This is a genomic window from Haemophilus sp. SZY H35, from assembly GCF_018829705.1.
In the GTDB taxonomy this organism is placed as follows: Bacteria; Pseudomonadota; Gammaproteobacteria; order Enterobacterales; family Pasteurellaceae; genus Haemophilus; species Haemophilus haemolyticus_K.
The window spans coordinates 712,888-737,543 of sequence record NZ_JAHKJZ010000001.1 but is presented as its reverse complement, the minus strand read 5'-3'; the positions used below and the strand labels follow the sequence as shown (position 1 = coordinate 737,543).

Below are 24,656 nucleotides of genomic sequence, written 5' to 3'. Positions count from 1 at the left end.
AATGCGTGGAAAGATCTTCTAAAAAATCGGCTTGAGATTTATACAAAAATCCGTATAATCCCCCCGATTTTGGAAGTTCGAGAGTTTTTCCCGAAAAATTTCCGTTTCTTATTTGACGAACGCGTATTTTATGATTAAAATTGCGCTCTATTTTTATTAACTTATAATCTGGATTTAGGTAGATTACAATGAAACGTACATTTCAACCTTCTGTATTAAAACGTAGTCGTACTCACGGTTTCCGTGCTCGTATGGCAACTAAAAATGGCCGTCAAGTTTTAGCGCGTCGTCGTGCTAAAGGTCGTAAAAGTTTATCTGCATAATCACCGTTCTTAGTGGTTAAGCTGAACTTTTCAAGGGAGTTACGTTTGTTAACTCCCGTTCAATTCAAAAATGTCTTCGAACAACCGTTCAGAGCTAGCACTCCAGAAATAACCATCCTTGCCAGAAAAAATAATCTTGAGCATCCTCGCTTAGGTTTGACTGTGGCTAAAAAACACTTAAAACGAGCCCATGATCGTAATCGTATTAAACGCTTAGTACGAGAAAGTTTTCGTTTATCGCAACATCGTTTACCAGCATGTGATTTTGTTTTTGTTGCAAAAGGTGGTATTGGTAAGCTTGATAATAGCTCTTTTGTGCAAATCTTAGAAAAATTATGGCAACGACACATTCGTTTGGTGCAAAAATCTTAATTGGATTTATTCGTTTCTATCAACTTGTTATTAGTCCTCTTATCGGGCCTCGTTGTCGGTTTGTGCCCACTTGTTCTTGCTATGGCATTGAAGCGTTAAAAACACATGGATTGTTAAAAGGTAGTTGGCTTACTCTAAAACGTGTATTAAAATGTCACCCCTTGAACGCTGGTGGATTCGATCCTGTTCCACCTAAAATCAATAATAACGATGAGAAAAAATAATGGACTCAAGACGTAGCCTATTAGTGTTAGCGCTAATTTTTATTTCTTTCCTTGTTTATCAGCAATGGCAGTTGGATAAAAATCCACAAGTGCCAACTGAGCAAACAACTTCAATGACAGCCAATTCTGATGTTCCGGCAAGTTCTCCTTCTTCTAATTCACAAGTCGTAGCAGATTCTCAAACTCATGGCCGTATTATTACTCTTGAAAACGATGTACTTCGTTTGAAAGTTGATACTTTAGGCGGTGATGTAATTAGTTCTGAATTATTAAAATATGATGCAGAATTGGATTCAAAAACACCGTTTGAGTTATTAAAAGACACCAAAGAACATGTGTATATTGCGCAAAGTGGTTTAATTGGTAAAAACGGTATCGATACTCGTTCCGGTCGTGCGCAATATCAAATTGAAGGTGATAATTTTAAATTAGCAGATGGTCAAGAATCTCTTTCTGTGCCTCTTCTTTTTGAAAAAGATGGTGTAACTTATCAAAAAATCTTCGTATTAAAACGTGGTAGCTATGATTTAGGCGTAGATTACAAGATTGATAACCAAAGTGGTCAAGCTATTGAAGTGGAGCCTTATGGTCAATTAAAACATTCTATTGTTGAAAGCTCTGGTAATGTCGCAATGCCAACTTATACTGGTGGCGCATATTCTTCTTCAGAAACAAACTATAAAAAATATAGTTTTGGCGATATGAAAGATAATAATCTTTCTATTGATACTAAAGCTGGTTGGGTTGCAGTATTACAGCATTATTTCGTATCTGCCTGGATTCCTAATCAAGATGTAAATAATCAACTTTACACAATTACAGATACTAAAAATAATGTCGCTTCAATCGGTTATCGTGGTCCAGTTGTGACAATTCCTGCTGGTGGTCAAGAGACGATTACAAGTTCATTATGGACTGGGCCTAAACTTCAAAATCAAATGGCTACCGTAGCAAACCATTTAGATTTAACAGTTGATTACGGTTGGGCTTGGTTTATTGCTAAACCGTTATTCTGGTTATTAACCTTTATTCAAGGGATTGTATCTAACTGGGGCTTAGCGATTATCTGTGTAACAATCGTGGTGAAAGCAATTTTGTATCCACTTACGAAAGCACAATATACTTCAATGGCTAAAATGCGTATGTTGCAACCTAAAATGCAAGAAATGCGTGAGCGTTTTGGTGATGATCGCCAACGTATGAGCCAAGAAATGATGAAACTTTATAAAGAAGAAAAAGTAAATCCACTTGGTGGTTGTTTGCCAATTCTTCTTCAAATGCCAATCTTCATTGCATTGTATTGGACATTTATGGAAGCTGTTGAACTACGCCATGCTCCGTTCTTTGGTTGGATTCAAGATTTATCAGCACAAGATCCTTATTATATTTTCCCTATTTTAATGGGTATCTCAATGTTCTTGTTGCAAAAAATGTCGCCAACACCAGTGGCTGATCCAATGCAGCAAAAAGTGATGAACTTTATGCCATTAGTGTTTATGTTCTTCTTCTTATGGTTCCCTGCTGGTTTAGTGTTGTATTGGTTAGTTTCTAACTTAATTACAATTGCACAACAGCAATTGATTTACCGTGGATTAGAGAAAAAGGGATTACATTCTCGTAAGAAATAATCTTAAATGAATGGAAAGAAAGGCACCAAAAGTGCCTTTCTTTGTTTTATCAGTCGTGGTAAATATTGCTACGGTTAATGATAGTAATAGCGCTGTTGGTAAATATATACATTTTCTCAATAGGGTAATATTACGATTAGTCTAGAGTATGCTTACTCTACGTGATAATAGGTTTTTTATGAAAGAAACAATCGTTGCTCAAGCTACTGCGCCAGGTCGTGGTGGCATTGGGATTTTAAGAGTCTCTGGGCCTTTAGCAACAGAAGTTGCACAAGCGGTGTTAGGGAAATGTCCTAAGCCAAGAATGGCTGATTATCTCCCTTTTAAAGATGCTGATGGCACTATTTTAGATCAAGGGATTGCCCTTTACTTCAAATCACCAAATTCATTTACTGGTGAGGATGTATTAGAATTGCAAGGTCACGGTGGGCAGGTTGTATTAGATTTATTACTCAAACGTATTTTACAAATTGATGGAATCCGTTTGGCGAGACCGGGTGAGTTTTCTGAACAAGCTTTTTTGAATGATAAATTGGATCTTGCTCAAGCGGAAGCCATTGCAGATTTAATTGATGCGACATCAGAACAAGCAGCGCGCTCAGCATTAAAATCTTTGCAAGGTGAATTTTCAAAGAAAGTAAATGAATTAGTTGAATCGGTTATTTACTTACGTACCTATGTGGAAGCGAGCATTGATTTTCCTGATGAAGAAATTGATTTCTTGGCGGATGGAAAAATTGAAGCAAACTTACGCGGTATTATTAATCAGTTAGAAGATGTTCGCTCTGAAGCCAAACAAGGTTCTATTTTACGTGAAGGCATGAAAGTGGTGATTGCCGGTCGTCCGAATGCAGGCAAATCGAGCTTGCTTAATGCGCTTGCTGGTCGCGAAGCGGCTATCGTCACGGATATTGCGGGTACAACGCGCGATGTATTGCGTGAGCATATTCATATTGACGGCATGCCATTGCATATTATTGATACCGCGGGTCTTCGAGATGCAACCGATGAAGTCGAGCGCATTGGCATTTCTCGCGCATGGACGGAGATTGAACAAGCCGATCGTATTATTTTGATGTTAGATAGTAGCGATCCTGAAAGTGCAGATTTAAGTAAAGTTCGGTCAGAATTTTTAGCAAAATTACCCACAACGTTGCCTGTCACTATTGTTCGAAACAAAATTGATTTAAATGGCGAACAAGCAAATGAAAGCGAAGAAGACGGGTATCAAATAATTAGTCTTTCCGCTCAAACACATGATGGTGTACAACTTTTACGTGATCATTTGAAACAAGCAATGGGTTTCCAAACAGGCATGGAAGGCGGCTTTTTAGCTCGTCGTCGTCATTTAGATGCCCTTGAGAAAGCCGCAGAACATTTACAAATTGGTTTGGTTCAACTTACAGAATTTCACGCAGGAGAACTTTTAGCGGAGGAATTACGTTTAGTTCAAACTTACTTGAGTGAAATTACAGGCGAATTCACATCAGATGACTTGCTAGGTAATATTTTTAGCTCTTTCTGTATTGGAAAATAATTTCTAAATTATGAGCTTTTATACACTTTGTATTATTGCACTGGGCTTATCAATGGATGCCTTTGCTGTATCCATTTCTAAAGGTATTGTATTAAGATCTTTTCGTTGGAAACAAGCTCTTTATATTTCTCTCTGTTTTGGGTTTTTCCAAGGTATCATGCCTGCAATAGGTTTTTTTGTAGGCTTACAATTCAGTTCAATGATTCAAAATTGGGATCATTGGATTGGTTTTGTTTTACTTGCATTAATTGGCATTAATATGGTGCGTGAGGGATTAAATTCAGACTCTGAAGCAAGTGTAGAGCCATCTATAAATTTGAAACGTTTATTGACTTTGGGTTTAGCTACGAGTGTGGATGCCTTAGCAATTGGCATATCTTTTGCTTTTCTTTCTGTCGATATTTTTTCGGCTATGGTAATTATTGCACTGACTACTTTTATCGTTTCATTATTCGGCGTAAAGAGCGGTCATTTTCTTGGGCAAAAATTTAGATCAAAAGCGGAGATTTTTGGTGGCATAGTGCTGATTGGAATTGGCATTAGCTTGCTTTATGAGCACGGTGTTTTCACTTTTTAAGATGCTAATTTTCTACGTTTAGATTATAATCGGGGAAAATTTTATATTTATAACAAGGGTTATAGAATGTTAATTGAAAAAATGCACAATTTATCAAATTCAAAGGCCGCTAAGTTTATTCTGGGTTTGATCACATTATCGTTTTTAGTCGGCGGTATGTCTGGCTATCTTTTTAGTTCAAATGATACTTACGCTGCAAAAGTTAATGGTGAAGTGATTTCGCAACAAGATTTTTTAAATCGCTATAACCAAGAATTTGAGGCTCGTGCACAACGCGAAGGCGAAGCATTTATGGCTCAGTCAGATTCTCCTGAATTTGTTACCGCACTTCGTCAAAGCACCATTAATCGAATGATTGATCAAGAATTGCTCCGTCAATATGCGAAAGAATTAAAATTAGGCGTCAGTGATGAAATGATTAAACGAGCAATCGTGACGGATCCTAATTTTCAAGTTAATGGAAAATTTGATAACGGTGTTTATCAACAAGTATTACAACAAAATCGTTTAACGTCAGATGGTTATGCAGCTATTTTGCGTGGCGCATTAACCCTTGAACAAATGCAAAGTGGTGTTGCTAACAGTGAGTTTATCGTGCCTGCTCAAGCAAAAAATACCGCAGAAGTTTTCTTTCAAAAGCGTTCAGTTCGTTTAGCAACATTATCTCTTGCTGATGAAATGGCAAAGCAAGCGGTATCTGATGATGAAATTAAAGCTTATTACGAGGCTAATCAAAAATCTTTTGTTCAGCCAGAACAAGTGAAGGTTCAATATATTGATCTCTCTGGTAGCCAAATCGAAAAAGGTATCGAAGTTAAAGATGTAGAAATTGCGCAATATTATCAAGATAATAAAGCTCAATTTATGACTCAGCGTTTAGCACATATTCAATTTGCAAATGAGCAAGATGCTAAGGTGGCTTACGATGAATTACAAAAAGGTGCAAATTTCGCTGATGTAGCTAAAGCTAAATCTTTAGATAAAGTTTCTGGTGAGAATGGTGGTGATTTAGGTTGGGTAAATGCGAATGAATTACCAAAAGCCTTTGAAGCTGCTGCAGCTGCATTGCAGGTAGGTCAATATAGCCAACCAATCAATGTGGATGGCAATTACCATATTGTTTTAGTGCAAGAGCGTAAAGCTCAAACTTTAGATGAAGTGAAAGCACAGGTTGCAGATTTAGTTCGTAAATCCTTGTTAGAAAATCGTTATTACGCAATTGAAAAGCAAGTGCGTGATAAGGCTTTTGAGGATAGTAAATCGTTGAATAGTGCGGCACAAGTTGCAGGTGTTAAAGTTCAAGAAAGCGGTTATTTTTCTCGTCAAAATGTACCTGCAGAATTAAATTTCCCTAATGTAGTTTCTGCGGTTTTTGAATCTGATATTGCCAATGGAGGCGCTAATTCAGAGCCTTTGAATGTTGGCGATTATCACGCTATTGTAGTGCGTGTGTTAGAGCACAAACCTGAAGGTGTGAGAACATTGGAAGATGCGAAAGCAGATATTGAAATGTTCTTAAAACGCCAGAAGGCTGAAAATGTTCTTAACGAAAAAGCACAACAAGTGGTGAAAGCATTAAGCGAAAATGCTGAATCGAAAGTGGATGGAATTAATTTCTCAAGTGAGCAGAGTTTTACTTTAAGTGAAAATAAAGATCCAATTTTAACAAATGATGTATTTTCAATTGCTAAACCAACATCAGGTAAAACGGTTTACCAAGTTGCTCATAATGAGAAAGGCGATGTAGTTATTATTGCTTTAAATAAAGTAGAAGACGGCGTGCTTAACGATAAAGAATTAAGCCAATTTAGTGCCCAATTATTACGTACAAGTCAGGCTGAAGTTCAAGCGCAATTAATGCAAGGATTGCGTGAGAGAGCAAAAATTGAAGTCAATGACTCTTTCATTAATCAAGATGATGAAGCACAGCAATAATTGATTAAATTGCAATCTCAGATAAATTTTGATAAAAAGTGCGGTAAATTCACCGCACTTTTTTATAGGGAGCAAACAATGGCAGAGGAAACAATTTTCAGCAAAATTATCCGTAAAGAAATTCCTGCAAATATCGTCTATCAAGATGAATTAGTCACTGCATTTCGTGATATTTCACCGCAAGCTAAAACACATATTTTGATCATTCCAAATAAAGTAATCCCAACAGTGAATGATGTGACGGAGCAAGATGAACTAACGCTAGGTCGATTATTTAGTGTAGCGGCTAAACTCGCTAAAGAAGAAGGTATTGCGGAAGACGGTTACCGCCTAATTGTGAATTGTAATAAACATGGTGGACAAGAAGTATTCCATTTACATATGCATTTAGTCGGTGGTGAACCTTTAGGTAGAATGTTAGCGAAATAATGAAAAAATATTTTCTAATTTTGGCGAGCCTTGTGCTCGCTGCTTGTTCAAGTTCAGTAGAAAACTTAACTTATTCAACGAAGCCGATTTTGAATATCACATCTAATCTTTCACCTTTAATTCAAGTTGAAACGAGTCAAAAATCAGCGGTTATAAAAAATAAAAGTCAGCAACTTTTGAATATAAGTTACTACTTGTATTGGTACGATCATTTAGGGGTAACCCAAACTTGGGAAAATCAGCAAGAAAGCTATTCCGCTCAATTTTTGCTAAAACCACAAGAAGAGAAATCGATCGATTTAATTAAACCTACTGTAGAAAGTAAAAATTACCGCCTTTATTTAAAATAATTTATGAGCACGTTGTTAATTGATTTAAAAGGAAAAGAGTTGGAACAAGAGGAAGTTGAGTTACTTTCTCACCCTCTTGTTGCGGGATTGATTTTATTTACTCGAAATTTTGAAGATAGAGAACAAATTCAAGAATTGATTCGTTCTGTTCGTCAACGAGTGAAAAAGCCTTTATTGATTACGGTGGATCAAGAAGGCGGACGAGTTCAACGTTTCCGCGATGGATTCACAATGTTACCTTCAATGCAGGCTTTTCAAGAAACATTGTCAGCAACTGAACAAGTGAGTTTTGCTAACGAAGCAGGTTGGCAAATGGCGGCAGAAATGATTGCCTTAGATATTGACTTGAGTTTTGCGCCAGTGTTGGATTTGGGACACGAATGTCGAGCGATTGGTGATCGCAGTTTTTCATCTGATGTAAAAAGTGCGGTAAATTTAGCAACCGCTTTTATTGATGGTATGCATCAAGCAGGTATGGCTTCTACAGGTAAACACTTCCCTGGTCATGGTCATGTATTAGCTGATTCTCATTTAGAGACACCTTATGATGATCGTACAAAAGATGAAATTTTTAGTTGCGATCTCCAACCTTTCCAACAGTTGATTTCACAAAATAAACTCGATGCCATTATGCCTGCGCATGTCATTTATAGACAATGTGATAGTCAACCAGCAAGTGGTTCAGAATATTGGTTAAAAGAAATCTTACGAAAACAACTAAATTTCCAAGGTGCAATTTTTTCCGATGATCTCGGTATGAAAGGCGCTGGTGTAATGGGCGATTTTGTAGAGCGTAGTAAAAAAGCACTCAATGCAGGTTGTGATCTTTTATTACTGTGCAATGAACGTGAAGGTGTCATTCAAGTATTAGATAATCTAGAACTTACTGAAAATGAACCGTACTTTATGACTCGTCAAGCTCGCTTAAAAAATTTATTTAAACGTAGAGTGTTCAAGTGGAATGACTTGGTTTTAGATCAACGTTGGAAACTGAATCACCGAAATCTCGCAGACATTCAAAGCCGTTGGCTAGATATTCAGGCCGCAAGAAAATGATTGATTGTCGATACTATAAACAAAATGAATGTCGTTCTTGTCAATGGCTTGAAATACCTTATAGTCAGCAGCTAACTGAAAAACAACATCATTTAAAGCAGCAACTGATTTCTATTAATTGCAATGGAGCTCAATGGTTGGCTCCTTTTGAATATGATGAACAAGGCTTTCGTAATAAAGCTAAAATGGTTGTTAGTGGTAGTGTTGAACGCCCGATACTTGGCATTTTAAAAAATCCTAATGATCCACAAAGTGCGATTGATTTGTGTGATTGCCCCCTTTATCCAACTCATTTTTCATTGATTTTTCCGGTTTTGAAGGATTTTATTGGACGTGCTGGTTTAGTACCTTATAACATTGCTAAACAAAAAGGCGAGCTTAAATATATTCTGCTGACAGAAAGTATCGCGACGGGAAAATTAATGTTGCGTTTTGTATTACGCACAGAAAATAAATTACCATTAATTCGTCGAGAATTACCAAAATTATTGGAAAAATTACCGCACTTAGAAGTGGTTAGCATTAATTTACAGCCACAGCATGCGGCCATCTTAGAAGGTGAACAAGAAATTTTTCTGACAGAACAACAATTTTTGCCTGAGATTTTCAATAGTATTCCGCTCTTTATTCGCCCACAAGGTTTCTTTCAAACCAATCCTAAAGTGGCGGCGGGATTATATGCTACAGCTCAGCAATGGGTGAGTGAATTACCAATCTATAAAGTCTGGGATTTATTTTGTGGTGTGGGTGGATTTGGCTTACATTGCGCTAAAGCTTTAAAGGAAAAATGGGGAAAAAGTATTGAGTTGACTGGAATTGAAATTTCCTCATCAGCTATTTTTGCGGCGAGTCATTCCGCTAAAATATTAGGTTTAGAACATGTAAATTTCCAATCATTAGACGCGGCAAGTGTGATGAAAAATCAGAATGAGAATAAGCCAGATCTTGTGATTGTAAATCCACCACGTCGTGGAATTGGAAAGGAATTAAGTGAATTTCTTAACGAAATGCAATCGGACTTTATTTTATATTCTAGTTGTAATTCTGTAACAATGGGCAAAGATTTACAGCATCTCACTTTTTATAAACCGTTGAAAATTCAACTTTTTGATATGTTTCCACAAACATCTCATTATGAAGTATTAGTTCTACTACAAAGAAAAAAGAATACTTAAAGAAATATAAAAAGGTTGGGAATTTGAAATAAGGGTGGTGGAACTAAGCAGAATTGGTCTTAACAGCAAGTGGCTTACTGCACGCATCCCTGCGGGATTTCTACCTAGCCCACCATAGATTAGAAAATGCATCTTGGTGTTCTAGCTTTTGCGGCATAAAACTATGCAATAAGGTTATAAACCTTTAAAAGCCACTATATCAGGAGACCAATCCTGTCTTCCCACTATATTTGTAAGAAGTTGGATAACGATAGAATCCTTTATATTAATTGTCAATTAATGTTTTGAATATTATTTCTAATTAAACAAAAACCATCCAAATTGGTTTTGAATGGTTTTATTTTGAATGATTTATGATGAAAAATTATCTCGCGCCATATACCACGATGGTTTTTCCATGAGCATGGATAAGGTTCTGATCCTCTAACATCTTAATAATACGTCCTACAGTTTCTCGTGAACAACCAACCATTTGCCCTATTTCTTGACGTGTAATTTTGATTTGCATCCCATCAGGATGTGTCATTGCTTCAGGCTGCTTAGCTAAGTTCATTAGCGTTTGAGCAATACGGCCTGCTACATCTAAGAATGCTAAATTACTGACTTGGCGTGAAGTATTTTGTAAACGTCTTGCCAATTGTGCGGTTAAAAACATTAAGATTTCAGGGTTGGCTTGAATTAATTGACGATATTTTTTATAGGAAATTTCAGCAATTTCACATGTTGTTTTTGTTTTAACCCATGCTGAACGTTTTGAGCCTTCATCAAATAGCCCTGCTTCTCCAAAGAATTGTCCAGCTCCTAGATAAGTTAGGATCATTTCTTTTCCTTCATCATCTTTTGCAGAGACCATTACAGTACCTTTAATCACATAATAAAGTGTAGTTGCATCCTCTCCCGCATGAATTAGCGTAGATTTTGCTGGATATTTGTGTAAGTGGCAATGCGTAAGAAACCAGTCTAAAATAGGATCTCGAGTCGTTGATTCTTCTTCCTGTGGTGGAACTGATGCTTCATCAATTTCGGTTAATTCATTTGACATTCGTGCTCCTTACATTCCTGTTTCAAAAATTCCGTTTTATTTTTGATGTCAATGGATTCATGCAATTCAGACCATACAATCACCGCAATTCCATTGCGAATTTGAGTCAGTAAAAGTTGTTTTTTTTGGTTGAGTGAAAGTTCTTCTATACCGTAATCGGTTCCTTCGCGTAAAATTACGCTTTCTACGATATTATCTAATGTTTCTGCTTCCAGTTCTTGCCAAGGAATAATCATATATTTACTCGGTAAAGTCAATTAGGCAAAAAGTGGCTCGATAAAACGCCATTGTTGTTCGAAAGACTGGCTTGCATTCAGACGGAAATTAGTACGAACATAGCGCATAAATTGTCCTTCACATAGTGTTACTAAATGTGAAGCAATTACGCGTTCATCCACATTAAAGCCACGTCCTTCACGCAATTTTCGCATTTGTAAAATATTGACAAACTGCATTTCAAGACGATTAAAAAATTGTGCGACTCGAACTTGCAATTGCGCATCTTCAAACATTAATGCATGACCCGTTAGAATTCGAGTTAACCCAGGATTTTTACGGGCAAAATCTAAGATCGTTTGTAAAATATCATGAATGCGATTCATTGTTTGGGTTTCGTTACGCATAGAAGCGGTAATACGGCTTAATAAGGTATTTTCAATGTGCTCGATCAAGGCTTCAAACATTTTTGTTTTGCTTGGAAAGTAACGATATAACGCAGCTTCAGATACCCCAACTTCTTTTGCTAGACGAGCCGTTGTCATACGCTCCATGCCACGTTCGGAATGAAGCATATGTATCAACACAGTCAGCACTTGTTGACGACGTTCTTTTACCGTTCTTTTTTCAATTTTTGGGGTTTCAATTTTAGGCGTAATTTCTTCCACGCCGGATAAAGATAATTGTTCTTCTACCATAAATTATTGTTTACCTGAATGACCGAAACCGCCTTCACCACGTTCGGTTTGTTGAAAATCTTCTACAATATTAAATTCGGCTTGTACTACTGGCACGAAAACAAGTTGAGCAATGCGATCGCCGACTTCAATTTTGAATGGCTCATTTCCACGGTTCCACATTGATACCATTAATGCTCCTTGATAATCGGAGTCAATTAACCCCACAAGGTTTCCTAGCACAATGCCATGTTTATGGCCAAGACCCGAGCGAGGCAAAATCACCGCCGCTAAATTTGGATCTGCAATATAAATTGAAAGGCCCGTCGGAATTAATTTGGTTTCACCTGGTTGAATTTCAAAGCTTTCATCGATCAAAGCACGTAAATCAAGACCTGCCGAACCTTCAGTTGCATAAGTTGGCAGAGGAAATTCATTTCCAATGCGAGAATCTAAAATTTTTACGTCAATTTTTTTCATGTCATACTCCGTTTGAAATTCATTTTTAGGTAAAAGTGCGGTTGGAATTATAAGGTTTTTTGATAGCGTTCAATAATTTCATTGACTAAATCAGCTGCAAGTTCCACTTTTGATTTTAGCGATAATTTTTTATGACCATTTTTCCAGAAAAGCTGCAAGGCATTTTCATCTGCGTTAAAAACTTGTCCGCCAGATACATCGTTGGCACAAATCATATCAAGATTTTTGCGTTCAAGTTTATCTTTTGCATAATCATCAACATTTTGGGTTTCGGCCGCAAATCCAACAGTAAAAGGACGATGTGTTTTTAAATGCCCTACATCTGAGATAATATCGGGATTTTTAATTAACTTGATAGATATTTCATCCCCAGATTTTTTGATTTTTTGGTCAGCAACTTCAACTACTCTGTAATCAGCAACAGCCGCACAACCAATAAAAATTTGATTTTTCATCGCACTTTCAAGAGAGGCTTGCCACATTTCTTGTGCTGAGGTGACACTAATTCGATTTACATTTTTTGGTGTTGTTAAATTCACTGGCCCTGAAATTAGCGTGACGTTCGCCCCACGTTCGGCAAATGCTTCAGCAATCGCAAATCCCATTTTCCCTGAACTATGGTTAGAAATATAACGAACAGGATCGATTGCCTCACGCGTTGGGCCTGCTGTAATGGCGATATTTAATCCTTGTAGATCTTGTTTTTGAGAGAAAAAGTCAGAAAGTGCAGTAAAAATTTCCTCAGGTTCTGACATGCGCCCTTTCCCCATATCGCCGCAAGCCTGAAAACCACTATTCGGGCCAATAAGCTCAATTCCACGCGTTTGAAGAGCCGTTAAATTTTGTTGAGTAATGGATTGGCGATACATCTGCTGATTCATTGCTGGGGCAAGAAAAATTGGCGCATCAGTCGCAAGACAAATTGTTGAAAGTAAATCATTCGCCATGCCTACAGTAAGACGGGCAATAAAGTCTGCACTAGTTGGCGCAATAATAATGGCATCAGCCCATTTGGCAAGCTCAATATGACCCATTGCCAGTTCTGCTTGTGGATCAAGTAAAGATTGTGAGACAGCATTGCCAGAAATGGCTTGAAGCGTTAAAGGCGTAACAAATTCTGCCGCAGCTGGGGTTAATACTACACGTACTTCAGCTTCTGCTTTGCGTAATAAACGAATCAACTCTATTGTTTTATAGGCAGCAATTCCGCCAGTAATGCCAACTACAATATGTTTTCCGTTTAATTTCATGTTTCAACCTTTGTTAGTACTTAGCCACAATTCCGTTATTTTACTTTAATTTTATTGAATGCCCAATGCTATTTTTGCGATACATATCGCAGACTTTACATAAGTTACTCGTAAAACAAGAAAAGAGCGGTCAAAATTTTTTCTATTTTGCGTTTAATATTTTATGGAAAACAATGATGATTTAATGCCACGGGAAAAATTGCTTAAATTTGGTGTAGAAACGCTCGCTGATTATGAATTGCTGGCGATCTTTTTACGAACTGGCATAAAAGGCTGCCCAGTCATTCAGCTTTCTAAAAATGTCTTATCACATTTTGGTTCCTTGCATACGTTACTTTCTGCAGATGAAAAAGCCTTCTGCTCAGTGAAAGGCTTAGGCATTACGCAATTTATTCAGCTGCAAGCGATTACGGAAATGACCAAGCGTTATTTAAAGCAAGAGATGTTAAGTACACCGATTATTAATGATCCTGAAACGGTAAAACTTTTTTTACTCACTGAATTGCAACATGAGGAAAGAGAAGTGTTCATGGTTTTATTTTTGGATAATCAACATCGTTTGATTAAAAAAGAGCGGTTATTTTTAGGTACAATTAATGTATCAGCGGTTTATCCTCGGGAAATAATTAAAGAGGCACTTTATTGTAATGCGGCTGCTTTAATTTTGGCGCATAATCATCCTTCGGGTATAACGGAACCGAGTTATTCGGATCAGCTTATTACTAAAAAAATTCAGGAGTCTGCAGAACTAATGGAAATCAGAGTGCTTGATCACTTAATTGTCGGAAAAACAGATTGCTATTCTTTTGCAGAGAACTTTTTATTATAAATTTTTATAATGTTGACCATTTTTTTACCGATTACATCTAGGAAAATCGCATTTACACTTGAGAAATGAAAACAAAGCCAGTATAATTTGCGACCTTTAATATAGTAAGCGGGTCGGATTAGCGCGACCTGACGAGGTAGCAAGCTGGTTTTAACTGGCTTTAAACAATCCGAACCGTAAGCTCGAGCTTATATTTAATTATTGGAGATTATTATGTCTAGAGTTTGTCAAGTAACAGGCAAGCGTCCAGCTGTGGGTAATAACCGCTCACACGCGTTGAATGCGACACGTCGTCGTTTTCTTCCAAACCTTCACACTCACCGTTTCTGGGTTGAAAGTGAAAACCGTTTCGTAACCTTACGTTTAACTGCGAAAGGTATGCGTATTATTGATAAAAAAGGCATTGATGCAGTATTAGCTGAAATCCGTGCTCGTGGCGAAAAAATCTAAGGAGCTAAAAAATGGCAGCTAAAGGCGCTCGTGAGAAAATCCGTTTAGTTTCTACTGCAGAGACCGGTCACTTCTACACAACTGATAAAAACAAACGTAATATGCCTGAAAAAATGGAAATCAAAAAATTTGATCCAGTAGTGCGTAAACACGTTATCTATAAAGAAGCAAAAATCAAATAATTTTGCTTATTTAGAAAAAGCCCGACATTGTTCGGGTTTTTTTGTATCACAAATTTATTAAGGAACAAATCATGCCGGAACTTCCCGAAGTCGAAACTGCACTACGCGGTATTCGCCCTTATCTTAAGAATTTTACGATTGAGAAAGTTGTCGTGCGCCAGCCTAAATTGCGCTGGGCCGTATCAGAGGAATTGATAACCCTTAAACATGTAAAAATTGTAGATCTCACTCGTCGAGCAAAATATTTGATTATTCACACGGAAAAAGGCTATATCGTCGGGCATTTGGGCATGTCAGGTTCGGTGCGAATTGTGCCACAGGATAGCGCAATAGATAAACATGATCATATTGATATTGTAATGAACAATGGCAAATTATTACGTTATAACGATCCTCGTCGTTTCGGTGCATGGTTGTGGACGGAGAATTTAGATGACTTTCATCTTTTCTTAAAGCTAGGGCCTGAACCGCTTTCTGATGAATTTAATGCAGAATATTTATTCAAAAAATCTCGTCAAAAATCGACCGCACTTAAAAGCTTCTTGATGGATAACGCTGTGGTGGTGGGCGTTGGAAATATTTATGCGAATGAAAGTTTGTTTATTTGTGGTATTCATCCACTTAAACTCGCTAAAAATCTGACCCGCAATCAATGTATTTCCCTAGTAAATACGATTAAAGATGTTTTGAGAAAAGCTATTATTCAAGGTGGAACTACACTTAAAGATTTCTTACAGCCAGATGGGCGCCCAGGTTATTTTGCACAAGAATTATTGGTATATGGCAATAAAGATAAACCTTGTCCGAAGTGCGGTACAAACATTGAGAGTTTGGTAATTGGACAAAGAAATAGCTTTTTTTGTTCTAGATGTCAGAAAAAATAATAGGTATAACCTCTCAAAATTTAACAAAAAAGAGTTAACTCTTATTGGGTTTATACCTATATCTTGGTATTTTGAAAAATAAGTTTGATCGATCTCAAGTTTTTCTACAGAGACAGTAGAAAAACTTTTTTATTTTGTTATTTTACGCTCGAATGAATCTATATCCACATGTTTTATGTGGTATTAAGAATAATTCTCAACTTTCTATTTAACCTAACTTTTTTATTACAACAAATGGAGTGATTATCGTGAACGCATTCAAAAAAAGCCTCATTGTGGCAGCGTCTTTCGCGAGTTTAAGCTTATTTAACTCAGCGGTAGCTGATATGGTTTATAAGCCAGTAGAACAACCTGTTGAACCAGTAAAACCAGATTTGAAAATTGAATCTGTAAATGAAAAGTTTGCAGAAAAATATCCAAATCAATATAACAGCTGGCGTTCAACTGCAAATGGCAACGGCGAAAAAATTATTTATGCCGATGAAGAAAATCCACGCTTAATTGTTCTTTGGGGCGGTTATTCATTTGCAAAAGAATACAATGCACCGCGTGGTCACTTTTATGCGGTCACTGATGTTCGTAGCATTCTACGTACTGGTGCACCAAAAACAGCAAATGATGGTCCACAACCAATGGCATGTTGGACATGTAAAGGCCCTGATGTTCCACGTTTAATCGCGGAATGGGGCGAAAAAGATTATTTCAACGCGAAATGGGCAAAAGGTGGTCCAGAAATCGTGAACTCAATCGGTTGTGCTGACTGTCACGATACGACCTCTAAAGATTTTGCTGAAGGCAAACCAGCATTACGTATTGCACGTCCACACGTATTACGCGCCCTTGACGCTTTAGAAAAAGCAACTGCTGAAAAAGATAAAGCGGAAGGTCGCCCACACAATAATTTAAGTTTCAACACTGCAGCTCGTACTGAAAAGCGCGCTGAAATCTGTGCAAACTGCCACGTTGAATACTACTTCGCAGGCGATATCAAACAAGTAACCTTCCCTTGGAATAAAGGTCAAACTGTTGATGATATTGAAAAATATTATGATGAAATTGGTTTCAGTGACTGGACTCATAGCCTTTCTAAAGCACCAATGTTAAAAGCTCAACACCCTGACTTTGAAATTTGGTCTTTAGGTATGCACGGTAAAAACGGGGTAACTTGTGTAGACTGTCACATGCCAAAAGTACAAGGTAAAGACGGTAAAGTTTATACTGATCACCAAATCCAAAATCCATTCGATGCATTTGACCGCACTTGTGCAAACTGTCACGATCAAAGCAGAGAAAAATTACGCGATATCGTCACTTCACGTAAAAAAGAAGTGAAAGATGTAATGGGTCGTTTAGAAGAGCAAGTTGTTAAAGCTCACTTTGAAGCGAAAGCGGCTTGGGATGCAGGTGCAACTAAAGAAGAAATGGAAGCGGCATTAATGGATATTCGTCATGCTCAATGGCGTTGGGATTATGCTGCAGCAAGCCACGGTGGTCATATGCACGCACCTGAAGTAGTGCTTCGTGTATTAGGTTCTGGCTTAGATAAAGCAGCGGATGCTCGTACTAAACTTGCAGCAATCTTAACTAAACACGGTGTGAAAACTCCAGTTCAAATCCCAGATATTTCAACAGCTGATAAAGCGTGGAAAGTAATGGGTATTGATATTGAAAAAGAACGCAAAGCTAAAGAAGAATTCTTAAAAACTGTGGTACCACAATGGGAACAACAAGCTAAAGAAAAAGGCTTATTAGTTGATCCACCAGCACAAAAATAAATGAAAAATCCACCGCACTTTTAAGTGCAAACTAGAAAGTGCGGTGATTTTCAAGGTCAAATTTGAGGTAACCCAAATGAATTTAACTTCTTTAATCAACAAATCTGCAAAAGCGTTAGCGTTAAGTGCGGCATTTGTAGCAACGCCATTTTTGGCTCATGCTGATGATGCACAAAAACCTGCGGATCACTTTACTTATGAGCCGCAATTAGATAACCAACGCGATCCAAATCAATATTGCGCTAAATGCCATAAATTCGACAAAGTAGATAAAAACCAAACTGTAGATCAGTCTGGTGGCGAACTCCACTTTGGTAAATTCCATGGTGCACACTTAGATAAGAAAAATCCAAATAACGGTAAAGCAATTACTTGTGTAAGCTGTCACGGTAACGTTTCTGAAAACCACCGTCGTGGTGCTAAAGATGTTATGCGTTTTGAAGGGGATATTTTCGGTAATAAAAAACCGATGTATTCAGTTCAAGAACAAAACCAAGTTTGTTTTGCTTGTCACCAACCTGACAAACTTCGTGAAAAACTATGGGCGCATGATGTACACGCAATGAAATTACCTTGTGCAAGTTGTCATACGCTTCACCCTAAAGAAGACGCAATGAAAGGTATTAAACCAAAACAACGCGTTAAACTTTGCGTAGATTGCCATGGCGAACAACAAAAACGTAAAGCAGAACAAGATAAACTAACCGAACAAAAGGATAAACAATGACAGCCTGCTCACGCCGAAACTTTGTTTCCGGCATGGGGGCAGTGATCCTTATGACGGGAACATCTTTACCTTCTTTTGCGAAAGAAGACAAGGCGGATAAACCTAAACGTTACGCAATGGTACACGATGAAAATTCGTGTATCGGCTGTACAGCCTGTATGGATGCATGCCGTGATGTAAACCAAGTGCCAGAAGGCGTTTCTCGCTTAGAGATTCTACGCAGTGAACCTTACGGTGAATTTCCAAATCAGGAATATGAGTTCTTCCGTCAATCTTGCCAACATTGTACAAACGCACCTTGCGTAGCAGTTTGTCCAACTGGCGCATCTTTTATTGATAAAGAGACTGGTATTGTAGATGTACATAAAGATTTATGCGTAGGCTGCCAATACTGTATAGCAGTTTGCCCATATCGTGTACGTTTTATTCATCCAGTACATCGTACCGCAGATAAATGTAACTTCTGCCGTGATACAAATTTAGCTAATGGTAAACAACCGGCTTGTGTGGAAGCTTGTCCAACCAAAGCATTAACTTTTGGGGATATGAATGACCCGATGAGTGCAGTTTCACGTAAAGTGAAAGAAAAACCGGTTTATCGCACTAAAGTGGAGTTAGGTACACAACCAAACTTATACCACATTCCATTCCAACATGGGGAGCCTAGAAGATGACATTAGATTATCCAGTTCCATTTCATACGCCTAATCTAGTGTGGGATTCTACCATTGCGATCTACTTGTTTTTATTGGGGATCTCATCTGGTGCGGTGCAGTTGGCAATTGCTTATAAACGTAGTAATAAATTAATGAACCCAAGTCAAAATTGGATTATTCGATCTGGTGTGATTTTGGGATCTGTACCAACATTAATTGGTTTAACGCTATTAGTTTTCCACTTAGCAAGACCTTGGACATTCTGGAAATTGATGTTTAACTATCAATTTAACTCCGTAATGTCGATGGGGGTCATGCTATTCCAAATTTATATGTTGTTTTTAGTAATTTGGGGGGTGGTGATTTTCAAAAAAGAAATCGAAGTATTAATTAATCGCTTTATACCAAAACTACAATTTATGATAAAACTTATCGGTATTGTAGAACGTATTGTCAGTCCAGTCGAAGTTATTCTTTTCATATTGGCTGCAGTGCTTGGTGCATACACAGGGTTCTTACTTTCTGCATTGATCAGCTATCCAATGCTGAATAACCCAGTATTACCAGCATTATTCTTAGCTTCTGGTACATCATCTGGTATTGCTGCAACCTTCTTAATTATCTTAATTGCGGGAAAATTAAAAGGAGATTCTCATGAATCGCACTTCATCCATAAATTTGAAGTACCAATTATGGTGACAGAGCTTGGTTTACTTGTGTGTTTCTTCGTTGGATTACATTTTGGTGGTGGACAAAAAACAGTTGCATTACATAATGCATTATCTGGTTTTTGGGGGGCCGTGTTCTGGATTGGGGTATTCTTTATTGGTATCTTGATCCCATTAATTGCCAATATGTTTGTGAATGACCGCTTAAAATATAATCGTAACTTTATTATCTTAGTATCAATTTTTGACTTAATTGGGGTATTTTGTTTACGATTCTTTATATTGTATGCAGGGCAATTAACAGTCGCGTAAATTAAAATTGTATTTAGAGGAAAGGCGTAATAATATGCGCCTTTCTTTTTATTTGTCAGAAGATATCCTGACGTTAATTAACAAAGAATAATATTTTATGCTCCCAGAACTTGGATTTTACTTATTACTCCTCGCAACGACGGCTGCGCTTTTGCTCGTTATTGTTCCACAACTTGGTTTGTTAAAAAAGAATACAACTCTTATTAATTCTGCGTGGCCACTATCATATATTTTTACTATAAGCACGACACTTTCCATCGGTTTATTATCATATTCTTTTGCGGTAGATGACTTTACCCTTGAATATGTAGCGGCACATTCTAATTCCCAATTGCCTACATTTTTTAAAGTGGCTGCCACTTGGGGCGGGCATGAAGGTTCAATGTTGTTTTGGTTATTTTCATTGAGTTTATGGCTTGCTGCTTTTGCTTTTTTTAATCGAAAAAATGACCGCACTTTTTCCGCTCAATCTTTATCTTTATTGGGATTGATTTGCTTTGGCTTTGCGGTATTTATTTTATTTTATTCCAATCCATTTGGACGTATTTTCCCAGCACCCGCAGAAGGGCGCGATCTCAATCCAATGTTGCAAGATGTGGGATTAATTTTCCATCCACCGTTGTTATATGTTGGCTATGTGGGCTTTGCGGTAAATTTTGCGATGAGTTTGAGTGCGTTGATTTATAACCAATCAGCACGACAAATTGCACGCTCAATGCGTGGCTGGGTGTTGTTTTCTTGGTTATTTTTAACCATTGGCATTGTGCTCGGTGCGTGGTGGGCATATTACGAACTCGGCTGGGGCGGTTGGTGGTTCTGGGATCCCGTAGAAAATGCCTCTTTAATGCCTTGGTTGCTTGGTTTGGCGTTATTACACAGTTTAATGGCGACGGAAAAACAAGGTGTATTTAGTTATTGGACTACGCTTTTTTCTTTGCTTGCTTTTGCCTTTAGCGTATTAGGCACGTTTATTGTTCGTTCTGGCGCACTCACTTCTGTGCACGCTTTTGCATTGGATAACACACGCGGTTATGTGTTGTTATTAATTTTCTTTGTTTTGACAGTGTTAGCCTTTGGATTATTCGCCTTACGAGCGGGCAGTTCATCAGAAAGTGCGGTGAAATTTCAGTTCGTTTCTAAATCGGGTGGCATTTTATTGCTGAATATTTTGCTGACCATTGCGACGGTTTCCACCTTTTTAGGCACCTTTTACCCCATGTTATTCCAAGCGATGAATTGGGGCTCAATTTCGGTGGGAAGTCCTTATTTTAATAGTATTTTCTTCCCAATTATTACGGTAGTTTTAATCTTGATGGTGATTTCACTCACCATACGTTGGGTGCAATTTGAGCGCACATTATTGATACGTTGTGTATGGTTGTTGATTCCGTCTTTAATTCTTGCTGGCTTGATGATTTGGCAACAGCTACGCAATAATTCTGCGTTGAATTTTCACGCTTTCGCTTTTGTGTTATTAACTCTTGCGATTTGGCTTTTATTTGTCACTTTATGGCAAAATTGGCGACAAATTCGTTTGTCTCAATTTGGCATGATTTTAGCGCATTGTGGCGTGGCGATTGTGACCATTGGTGCGGTGATGAGTGGTTATTTTGGCAGTGAAATTGGTGTGCGTTTAGCACCGCAACAAAGTCAAACGCTGGGGCAATATGAATTTCACTATCGTCAATTTTCTAATGAAATCGGTCCGAACTTTACGGCAGAAGTCGCCTTTTTTGATGTAACCGAAAATGGCAAGCCTTATGCAGAAATTATCCCCGAACGCCGTTATTACGATGTGCGTACAATGACAATGAGTGAAGTGGGGCTTGATGGCAGTTTTTGGGGCGATTTATATATTGTGATGGGTGATTCTCTAGGCAAAGGAGAATTTACTTTCCGCTTACACTATAAACCACTGATTCGTTGGCTTTGGGCTGGCGGTATTTTAATGGCCTTTGGCGCACTTTGTAGCGTCTTCGGATTACGCAGAAAACAGGAAAAATAATGAACAAAAAATTTATCTTTTTTGCACCGCTCTTTGTGCTTTTAGGTGTGTGTGTATTATTAATTGCAGGGTTAAATCAAGATCCGAAAAAAATTGCGTCGGCTTTAATTGATAAACCTGTTCCAGAGTTTTATCAGGCTAATTTACATGAGTCATCACAAATCGTAAGCCCGAAAGATTTTCCTAAACAGCCATTTTTATTAAATGTGTGGGGTAGTTGGTGTGGTTATTGCAAGGAAGAACATCCGTTGTTAATTGAGATTGCAAAAAACTTGCCTATTGTGGGCGTGGATTATCGCGACAATCCTCAAAATGGCATTGAAATGCTTAAGAGAATGGGCAATCCGTTCGTCTTAACTATTGATGATAGTCATGGTGAATTGGGATTAAAATTGGGCGTGGATGGCGCACCGGAAACTTATCTTGTGGATGAAAATGGTGTGATTCGTTATCGCCATTCTGGTTTATTGGATAAAGAAACTTGGCAAACGGTATTTTTGCCAAAAATTGAAGCATTGAAGAATAAATGAAAAGCCTATTAGATATTTTTACTCGAGTTCAAAAAACATTTGTTTTTGCAACCGCACTTTTATTCGCATTTTCCTTGTTTACTCAAGCGGAAATGGTGGATACCTATCAATTCCAAAATCAAGATGATCGTACTCGCGCGGTAGAGTTGGCAAAATCTTTACGCTGTCCACAATGTCAGAACCAAAATTTGGTGGAATCTAATTCGCCTATTGCTTATGACTTGCGTCTTGAAGTGTACAAAATGGTAGATGAGGGCAAAACCAATCAGCAAATTATCGATCAAATGACGGCTAGATTTGGCGATTTTGTGAATTACAAACCGCCATTCAAATGGAATACGGCGTTATTGTGGCTGTTGCCAGTCGCTCTTTTCATTTTAGCGGCCGCATTGCTTTATTTCTCAAATAGAAAAAAATCCTCCCTATCTTCATTCGAGCCGGGAAATGTATTGGAAAAAGATAAGAGCCATTTTTCTGTTAATGCTGAGTCTCATTCGGATTCTAAGCAAAAGGAACAAAAGACAGATTCCTTTGAGAAAAGTAATCGCAAACTTTCTTTTGTGGTTTTCTTTTTATTAATTGCTATTCCAACCGCTTATTATTTTTCTCTTGATCGTTTTAGTCGTGTTCAACAAGGCGAGCAATCGATGATTGAGCAGCATAATCAAAATGTTGAAATGAATGATGAACATAAAAATGAAAATGTGATTGAGAAGATCCAAAATAAACTGAGAACTGATCCGAATAATGCGGAAACTTGGCTTCAACTTGGGGAAGCCTATGTGCAGAATAATGAATTTGATAGTGCGCTTGTGGCTTATTCTAATGCAGAAAAAATATCAGGAAGTAAACCTAATATTTTAGGCTTGGCTGCCACCGCACTTTATTATCAAGCAGGTCAGCAAGTGACTCCAAAAGTAGAACAACTTTTGAATGAAGCGTTGACAAAAGATAAAAATGAAGTATCTAGCCTTTCTTTGTTGGCGACGATTGCCTTAGAAAATCGTCAATATCAACAAGCTAGTGAGTATTTACAGAAATTATTAGATTCAGGTAATGCGGCAGTGGATCGTCGTTCAGTTATTCAACGAATGAAGATGTTGGGTTTTTTACAACGTGGTGAAAAAGGGCTGAATCCGTGAGCCAATATTCTGAAAATATTATTATTGGTGCAGGGGCGGCAGGATTATTTTGTGCTGCACAGTTGGCTAAGCTAGGCAAGTCGGTGACAGTTTTCGACAACGGCAAAAAAATCGGACGTAAGATTTTGATGTCGGGCGGCGGGTTTTGTAATTTCACCAATTTAGAGGTTACGCCTGCTCATTACCTTTCACAAAATCCTCATTTCGTCAAATCTGCCCTTGCTCGTTATACCAATTGGGATTTTATTTCCTTAGTGGCGGAGCAGGGGATTGCTTATCACGAAAAGGAATTGGGGCAATTATTTTGCGATGATGGCGCAGAACAAATTGTTGAAATGCTGAAATCTGAATGCGATAAATATGGTGCTAAGATTTTATTGCGTAGTGAAGTTTCTCAAGTTGAACGGATTCAAAATGATGAAAAAGTGCGGTTTGTTTTACAGGTAAATTCAACCCAATGGCAATGTAAAAATTTGATTGTTGCCACAGGTGGGCTTTCTATGCCAGGGCTTGGTGCTACACCATTTGGTTATCAAATAGCAGAACAATTTGGTATTCCTGTTATTCCTCCGCGTGCAAGTTTGGTACCTTTTACGTATCGAGAAACAGATAAATTTTTAACCGCACTTTCAGGCATTAGCTTGCCAGTCACGATCACAGCCCTGTGCGGAAAATCGTTTCACAACCAGCTTTTGTTTACTCATCGTGGTATTTCAGGCCCTGCTGTGTTGCAAATTTCCAATTATTGGCAGCCCACTGAGTCAGTGGAAATTGATTTATTACCGAACCACAATTTGGAAGAGGAAATTAATCAAGCAAAACAACATTCACCAAAACAAATGTTGAAAACCATTTTGGTTCGATTACTTCCGAAAAAATTGGTCGAGCTTTGGATTGAACAAGGTATTATGCAAGATGAAGTTATCGCTAACATCAGTAAAGTGCGGGTAAAAAATCTGGTGGATTTTATTCATCACTGGCAATTCACCCCTAATGGCACGGAAGGCTATCGTACGGCAGAAGTCACAATGGGGGGGGTAGATACTAAAGTAATTTCTTCTAAAACAATGGAAAGCAACCAAGTAAGTGGTTTATATTTTATTGGTGAAGTATTGGATGTAACGGGCTGGCTAGGTGGCTATAATTTCCAATGGGCGTGGAGCTCGGCTTATGCTTGTTCACAAGGAATTAGTGAAAAGTAGAAGGGATGTTGAAAATACGTTAG

Annotated in this window: 28 protein-coding genes; 23 read left to right on the top strand and 5 right to left on the bottom strand. The window is 37.9% G+C overall.

What is annotated here, in order from left to right; genetic code table 11:
• The first annotated feature begins 188 nt into the window (after positions 1-188).
• From rpmH to rlmC, 11 genes are all read left to right on the top strand, one after another.
• A complete protein-coding gene (gene rpmH, locus KP710_RS03425; protein WP_005539760.1) occupies positions 189-323 on the top strand; it encodes a 50S ribosomal protein L34 in 135 nt (44 codons plus the stop codon).
• A 12-nt stretch (positions 324-335) separates the two neighbouring features.
• Positions 336-695 (top strand): ribonuclease P protein component, encoded by a 360-nt coding sequence (gene rnpA / locus KP710_RS03420; RefSeq protein WP_032803246.1) that lies wholly within the window; start codon positions 336-338, stop codon positions 693-695.
• Positions 659-919: a membrane protein insertion efficiency factor YidD gene (yidD, locus tag KP710_RS03415; RefSeq protein ID WP_005631409.1), complete on the top strand. Its 261-nt coding sequence runs from the start codon at positions 659-661 to the stop codon at positions 917-919. The genes rnpA and yidD overlap by 37 nt, the downstream gene beginning before the upstream one ends.
• Positions 919-2,547 (top strand): membrane protein insertase YidC, encoded by a 1,629-nt coding sequence (gene yidC / locus KP710_RS03410; protein ID WP_048954259.1) that lies wholly within the window; start codon positions 919-921, stop codon positions 2,545-2,547. Before yidD ends, yidC begins: the two co-directional genes overlap by 1 nt.
• A gap of 178 nt (positions 2,548-2,725) precedes the next feature.
• Positions 2,726-4,084, top strand: a complete 1,359-nt coding sequence (mnmE, locus tag KP710_RS03405; protein ID WP_140450181.1) for a tRNA uridine-5-carboxymethylaminomethyl(34) synthesis GTPase MnmE — start codon at positions 2,726-2,728, stop codon at positions 4,082-4,084.
• A gap of 10 nt (positions 4,085-4,094) precedes the next feature.
• Positions 4,095-4,661 carry a manganese efflux pump MntP gene (locus KP710_RS03400; RefSeq protein WP_140450182.1) on the top strand — a complete coding sequence of 189 codons (567 nt, stop codon included), beginning with the start codon at positions 4,095-4,097 and terminating at the stop codon, positions 4,659-4,661.
• 66 nt (positions 4,662-4,727) lie between these two features.
• Positions 4,728-6,596: a peptidylprolyl isomerase gene (ppiD, locus tag KP710_RS03395; protein WP_140450183.1), complete on the top strand. Its 1,869-nt coding sequence runs from the start codon at positions 4,728-4,730 to the stop codon at positions 6,594-6,596.
• Positions 6,597-6,674: 78 nt separating this feature from the next.
• Positions 6,675-7,025 carry a purine nucleoside phosphoramidase gene (hinT, locus tag KP710_RS03390; protein WP_065246130.1) on the top strand — a complete coding sequence of 117 codons (351 nt, stop codon included), beginning with the start codon at positions 6,675-6,677 and terminating at the stop codon, positions 7,023-7,025.
• Positions 7,025-7,375, top strand: a complete 351-nt coding sequence (locus KP710_RS03385) for a YcfL family putative periplasmic lipoprotein (protein WP_106013503.1) — start codon at positions 7,025-7,027, stop codon at positions 7,373-7,375. The genes hinT and KP710_RS03385 overlap by 1 nt, the downstream gene beginning before the upstream one ends.
• A gap of 3 nt (positions 7,376-7,378) precedes the next feature.
• Positions 7,379-8,431 carry a beta-N-acetylhexosaminidase gene (gene nagZ / locus KP710_RS03380; protein WP_140450184.1) on the top strand — a complete coding sequence of 351 codons (1,053 nt, stop codon included), beginning with the start codon at positions 7,379-7,381 and terminating at the stop codon, positions 8,429-8,431.
• Positions 8,428-9,606, top strand: coding sequence for a 23S rRNA (uracil(747)-C(5))-methyltransferase RlmC (rlmC, locus tag KP710_RS03375; RefSeq protein WP_215770432.1), 1,179 nt, complete (start codon positions 8,428-8,430; stop codon positions 9,604-9,606). Before nagZ ends, rlmC begins: the two co-directional genes overlap by 4 nt.
• Positions 9,607-9,970: 364 nt before the next feature.
• On the opposite strand, the gene crp is transcribed toward rlmC, so the two are convergent.
• From crp to coaBC, 5 genes are read right to left on the bottom strand one after another with little or no spacing between them, the layout of a single operon-like run.
• Entirely contained in the window at positions 9,971-10,648 is a 678-nt protein-coding gene (gene crp / locus KP710_RS03370) for a cAMP-activated global transcriptional regulator CRP (protein ID WP_048954245.1), read from the bottom strand.
• Entirely contained in the window at positions 10,633-10,884 is a 252-nt protein-coding gene (locus KP710_RS03365) for a YheU family protein (RefSeq protein ID WP_005631427.1), read from the bottom strand. Before KP710_RS03365 ends, crp begins: the two co-directional genes overlap by 16 nt.
• Before the next feature lie 21 nt (positions 10,885-10,905).
• The gene (slmA, locus tag KP710_RS03360) at positions 10,906-11,562 is read right to left on the bottom strand and encodes a nucleoid occlusion factor SlmA (protein ID WP_009499832.1); all 657 of its coding nucleotides are present in this window, start codon (positions 11,560-11,562) and stop codon (positions 10,906-10,908) included.
• Between the two features lie 3 nt (positions 11,563-11,565).
• Complete coding sequence (gene dut / locus KP710_RS03355; protein ID WP_048954243.1) at positions 11,566-12,021, bottom strand: dUTP diphosphatase; 456 nt, start codon at positions 12,019-12,021, stop codon at positions 11,566-11,568.
• A gap of 47 nt (positions 12,022-12,068) precedes the next feature.
• Positions 12,069-13,271, bottom strand: a complete 1,203-nt coding sequence (coaBC, locus tag KP710_RS03350; RefSeq protein ID WP_140450186.1) for a bifunctional phosphopantothenoylcysteine decarboxylase/phosphopantothenate--cysteine ligase CoaBC — start codon at positions 13,269-13,271, stop codon at positions 12,069-12,071.
• A 163-nt stretch (positions 13,272-13,434) separates the two neighbouring features.
• On the opposite strand from coaBC, the gene radC reads away from it, so the two are divergent.
• The 12 genes from radC (at position 13,435) to KP710_RS03290 (ending at position 24,633) form a co-directional block, all read left to right on the top strand.
• Complete coding sequence (gene radC, locus KP710_RS03345; protein ID WP_048954240.1) at positions 13,435-14,100, top strand: RadC family protein; 666 nt, start codon at positions 13,435-13,437, stop codon at positions 14,098-14,100.
• A gap of 213 nt (positions 14,101-14,313) precedes the next feature.
• A complete protein-coding gene (rpmB, locus tag KP710_RS03340; RefSeq protein WP_005599762.1) occupies positions 14,314-14,550 on the top strand; it encodes a 50S ribosomal protein L28 in 237 nt (78 codons plus the stop codon).
• Positions 14,551-14,561: 11 nt separating this feature from the next.
• Complete coding sequence (gene rpmG, locus KP710_RS03335; protein WP_005613503.1) at positions 14,562-14,732, top strand: 50S ribosomal protein L33; 171 nt, start codon at positions 14,562-14,564, stop codon at positions 14,730-14,732.
• A gap of 71 nt (positions 14,733-14,803) precedes the next feature.
• On the top strand, positions 14,804-15,616 hold the full coding sequence (gene mutM, locus KP710_RS03330; protein WP_111407108.1) for a DNA-formamidopyrimidine glycosylase: 813 nt from the start codon (positions 14,804-14,806) through the stop codon (positions 15,614-15,616).
• 248 nt (positions 15,617-15,864) lie between these two features.
• Complete coding sequence (gene nrfA, locus KP710_RS03325; protein WP_111407109.1) at positions 15,865-17,391, top strand: ammonia-forming nitrite reductase cytochrome c552 subunit; 1,527 nt, start codon at positions 15,865-15,867, stop codon at positions 17,389-17,391.
• 76 nt (positions 17,392-17,467) lie between these two features.
• Positions 17,468-18,118: a cytochrome c nitrite reductase pentaheme subunit gene (gene nrfB, locus KP710_RS03320; RefSeq protein ID WP_111407110.1), complete on the top strand. Its 651-nt coding sequence runs from the start codon at positions 17,468-17,470 to the stop codon at positions 18,116-18,118.
• On the top strand, positions 18,115-18,792 hold the full coding sequence (nrfC, locus tag KP710_RS03315; RefSeq protein WP_046939769.1) for a cytochrome c nitrite reductase Fe-S protein: 678 nt from the start codon (positions 18,115-18,117) through the stop codon (positions 18,790-18,792). The genes nrfB and nrfC overlap by 4 nt, the downstream gene beginning before the upstream one ends.
• On the top strand, positions 18,789-19,754 hold the full coding sequence (gene nrfD / locus KP710_RS03310) for a cytochrome c nitrite reductase subunit NrfD (RefSeq protein ID WP_111407111.1): 966 nt from the start codon (positions 18,789-18,791) through the stop codon (positions 19,752-19,754). The genes nrfC and nrfD overlap by 4 nt, the downstream gene beginning before the upstream one ends.
• A 97-nt stretch (positions 19,755-19,851) precedes the next feature.
• Positions 19,852-21,759, top strand: coding sequence for a heme lyase NrfEFG subunit NrfE (gene nrfE / locus KP710_RS03305; RefSeq protein WP_111407112.1), 1,908 nt, complete (start codon positions 19,852-19,854; stop codon positions 21,757-21,759).
• Positions 21,759-22,289: a DsbE family thiol:disulfide interchange protein gene (locus tag KP710_RS03300; RefSeq protein ID WP_111407113.1), complete on the top strand. Its 531-nt coding sequence runs from the start codon at positions 21,759-21,761 to the stop codon at positions 22,287-22,289. Before nrfE ends, KP710_RS03300 begins: the two co-directional genes overlap by 1 nt.
• Positions 22,286-23,431 (top strand): heme lyase NrfEFG subunit NrfF, encoded by a 1,146-nt coding sequence (gene nrfF / locus KP710_RS03295; RefSeq protein ID WP_111407114.1) that lies wholly within the window; start codon positions 22,286-22,288, stop codon positions 23,429-23,431. The genes KP710_RS03300 and nrfF overlap by 4 nt, the downstream gene beginning before the upstream one ends.
• Positions 23,428-24,633 carry a BaiN/RdsA family NAD(P)/FAD-dependent oxidoreductase gene (locus KP710_RS03290; protein WP_111407115.1) on the top strand — a complete coding sequence of 402 codons (1,206 nt, stop codon included), beginning with the start codon at positions 23,428-23,430 and terminating at the stop codon, positions 24,631-24,633. The genes nrfF and KP710_RS03290 overlap by 4 nt, the downstream gene beginning before the upstream one ends.
• Positions 24,634-24,656 lie beyond the last annotated feature (23 nt).

What these genes read in the sequence shown, in the direction of transcription:
- rpmH (WP_005539760.1), top strand. Translation starts at nt 189, where the DNA reads ATGAAACGTACATTTCAACCTTCTGTATTAAAACGTAGTCGTACTCAC.
- yidD (WP_005631409.1), top strand. Translation starts at nt 659, where the DNA reads ATGGCAACGACACATTCGTTTGGTGCAAAAATCTTAATTGGATTTATT.
- yidC (WP_048954259.1), top strand. Translation starts at nt 919, where the DNA reads ATGGACTCAAGACGTAGCCTATTAGTGTTAGCGCTAATTTTTATTTCT.
- mnmE (WP_140450181.1), top strand. Translation starts at nt 2,726, where the DNA reads ATGAAAGAAACAATCGTTGCTCAAGCTACTGCGCCAGGTCGTGGTGGC.
- KP710_RS03400 (WP_140450182.1), top strand. Translation starts at nt 4,095, where the DNA reads ATGAGCTTTTATACACTTTGTATTATTGCACTGGGCTTATCAATGGAT.
- ppiD (WP_140450183.1), top strand. Translation starts at nt 4,728, where the DNA reads ATGTTAATTGAAAAAATGCACAATTTATCAAATTCAAAGGCCGCTAAG.
- hinT (WP_065246130.1), top strand. Translation starts at nt 6,675, where the DNA reads ATGGCAGAGGAAACAATTTTCAGCAAAATTATCCGTAAAGAAATTCCT.
- KP710_RS03385 (WP_106013503.1), top strand. Translation starts at nt 7,025, where the DNA reads ATGAAAAAATATTTTCTAATTTTGGCGAGCCTTGTGCTCGCTGCTTGT.
- nagZ (WP_140450184.1), top strand. Translation starts at nt 7,379, where the DNA reads ATGAGCACGTTGTTAATTGATTTAAAAGGAAAAGAGTTGGAACAAGAG.
- rlmC (WP_215770432.1), top strand. Translation starts at nt 8,428, where the DNA reads ATGATTGATTGTCGATACTATAAACAAAATGAATGTCGTTCTTGTCAA.
- crp (WP_048954245.1), bottom strand. Translation starts at nt 10,648, where the DNA reads ATGTCAAATGAATTAACCGAAATTGATGAAGCATCAGTTCCACCACAG.
- KP710_RS03365 (WP_005631427.1), bottom strand. Translation starts at nt 10,884, where the DNA reads ATGATTATTCCTTGGCAAGAACTGGAAGCAGAAACATTAGATAATATC.
- slmA (WP_009499832.1), bottom strand. Translation starts at nt 11,562, where the DNA reads ATGGTAGAAGAACAATTATCTTTATCCGGCGTGGAAGAAATTACGCCT.
- dut (WP_048954243.1), bottom strand. Translation starts at nt 12,021, where the DNA reads ATGAAAAAAATTGACGTAAAAATTTTAGATTCTCGCATTGGAAATGAA.
- coaBC (WP_140450186.1), bottom strand. Translation starts at nt 13,271, where the DNA reads ATGAAATTAAACGGAAAACATATTGTAGTTGGCATTACTGGCGGAATT.
- radC (WP_048954240.1), top strand. Translation starts at nt 13,435, where the DNA reads ATGGAAAACAATGATGATTTAATGCCACGGGAAAAATTGCTTAAATTT.
- rpmB (WP_005599762.1), top strand. Translation starts at nt 14,314, where the DNA reads ATGTCTAGAGTTTGTCAAGTAACAGGCAAGCGTCCAGCTGTGGGTAAT.
- rpmG (WP_005613503.1), top strand. Translation starts at nt 14,562, where the DNA reads ATGGCAGCTAAAGGCGCTCGTGAGAAAATCCGTTTAGTTTCTACTGCA.
- mutM (WP_111407108.1), top strand. Translation starts at nt 14,804, where the DNA reads ATGCCGGAACTTCCCGAAGTCGAAACTGCACTACGCGGTATTCGCCCT.
- nrfB (WP_111407110.1), top strand. Translation starts at nt 17,468, where the DNA reads ATGAATTTAACTTCTTTAATCAACAAATCTGCAAAAGCGTTAGCGTTA.
- nrfC (WP_046939769.1), top strand. Translation starts at nt 18,115, where the DNA reads ATGACAGCCTGCTCACGCCGAAACTTTGTTTCCGGCATGGGGGCAGTG.
- nrfD (WP_111407111.1), top strand. Translation starts at nt 18,789, where the DNA reads ATGACATTAGATTATCCAGTTCCATTTCATACGCCTAATCTAGTGTGG.
- nrfE (WP_111407112.1), top strand. Translation starts at nt 19,852, where the DNA reads ATGCTCCCAGAACTTGGATTTTACTTATTACTCCTCGCAACGACGGCT.
- KP710_RS03300 (WP_111407113.1), top strand. Translation starts at nt 21,759, where the DNA reads ATGAACAAAAAATTTATCTTTTTTGCACCGCTCTTTGTGCTTTTAGGT.
- nrfF (WP_111407114.1), top strand. Translation starts at nt 22,286, where the DNA reads ATGAAAAGCCTATTAGATATTTTTACTCGAGTTCAAAAAACATTTGTT.